The organism is Variovorax brevis (genome assembly GCF_030317105.1).
Lineage (GTDB): Bacteria > Pseudomonadota > Gammaproteobacteria > Burkholderiales > Burkholderiaceae_C > Variovorax > Variovorax brevis.
Genome location: NZ_JASZYG010000075.1, coordinates 1 through 1,443, shown reverse-complemented (window position 1 = coordinate 1,443; position 1,443 = coordinate 1). Strand labels below are relative to the sequence as shown.

General features: G+C 64.9%; 2 protein-coding genes and 1 pseudogene. All 3 read right to left on the bottom strand.

The window, feature by feature from the left end; genetic code table 11:
• Positions 1 to 225, bottom strand: a 225-nt coding sequence (locus QTI66_RS39455) for a CoA transferase (protein ID WP_286565829.1), incomplete at its 3' end; no start/stop codon positions are given.
• A gap of 11 nt (positions 226 to 236) precedes the next feature.
• Entirely contained in the window at positions 237 to 1,205 is a 969-nt protein-coding gene (locus QTI66_RS39450; protein ID WP_286565828.1) for a Bug family tripartite tricarboxylate transporter substrate binding protein, read from the bottom strand.
• Positions 1,206 to 1,238: 33 nt separating this feature from the next.
• Positions 1,239 to 1,443, bottom strand: a pseudogene (locus tag QTI66_RS39445) (tripartite tricarboxylate transporter substrate binding protein); the annotation flags it as partial.

Genomic DNA, 1,443 nt, shown 5'->3' with positions numbered 1-1,443 from the left:
GATGGTGATGGAGCGCTTGCCCGGGTTCTGGGCGAGAAAGGAGACGCCCATGTAGCGCTTGTTCAGCTCGGGATCGGCGCCGAGCTGGCGCGCAAGATCGCCGCCGTTGCGGGTCTCGACCTTGATGACGTCGGCGCCCATGTGTGCCAGTTGGTGGCAGGCGAAGGGGCCGGCCAGGACGTTCGTCAGGTCGAGGACGCGGATGTTGCGAAGTGGTTTCGACATGTCTGGCGCCTTCAATCGGCCTTGATGCCGGCTTGCTTGATCACGGCGCTCCAGCGCTGGATCTCGCTGTTGACCAGTTGCGTCGCTTGGGCCGGCGTATTGGCCACCACGGTCAGGCCCATCTCCGCGATCTTTTTCTTCGCGTCCGGCTGCGCGAGCGCGGCGTTGAACTCCTTGTTGAGCTTGTCGATGACCGGCTGCGGCGTTCCGGCCGGCGCGCCGATGCCGATCCAGTAGTCGATGTCCATTTTGGGGATGCCGGCCTCCTTTGCAGTCGGCACATCCGGCAGCATCGCGTTGCGCTCGGAGCCCGTCACCATCAGGGCCTTCAGCTTCCCGCTCTTGATGTGGGGCAAGGCGGTCGGCACCGAAGTGATCAGCGCCTGCACCTGGTTGCCCATGAGGTCGGTGAGGACCGCACCCGCGCCCTTGTAGGCGACGTGAACGATATCCGTGCCCGTCGTGCTCTTGAACAGTTCTCCGGCCAGGTGGGTGTTGGTGCCGTTGCCGCCCGAGCCGTAGTTGAGCTTGCCGGGTTGCGCCTTGGCCAGCGCAATGAATTCCTGCACGGTCTTCGCGGGCACCGACGGGTTGACGACGAGCACGTGAGGCACCTTCACCGCCGTGGTGATTTGCGTGAATGCCTTCTTCGGGTCGAAGGGCAGGGTCGGGATCAGGCCGGCGGCAATCGCGTAAGACAACTCGACCGTCAGCAGCGTGTTGCCGTCGGGTGCGGCGCGCGCTGCGGCGCTCCATCCGACCACGCCGCCACCGCCGGTCTTGTTGTCGACGATCACGGCAGAACCGATGCCGGGGGCCGCGAACTGGGCGATGACGCGCGTGACCAGGTCGGCACTGCCACCGGGCGCATAGGGGACGATGATGGTGATGGGCTTGTTCTGCGCAAAGGCCGAAGTGCCGAGCAGGCAGGCGGCGCCGACCAAGGCAAGCGTCGCGCGGCGGGTTGGGACGAACTGCATGGTGTCTCTTTCTTGAAATCGGATGGATGGATGTCAGTCGAGCTTGGCGCCCGAGTCGCGTACGGCGGCACCCCAACGGGTGTATTCGCTCTTCATGAATGCGCCGAGTTCCGATGCCGAACCGCCTCGGGCCACGCTGCCTTCTTCCTTGAGGCGCGCAATGACCTCAGGGCGTGCGAGTGAGGCGTTCATGGCCTTGTTGATCTTCTCGATGGCTTCGGGTGGCGTGCCGGTGGGT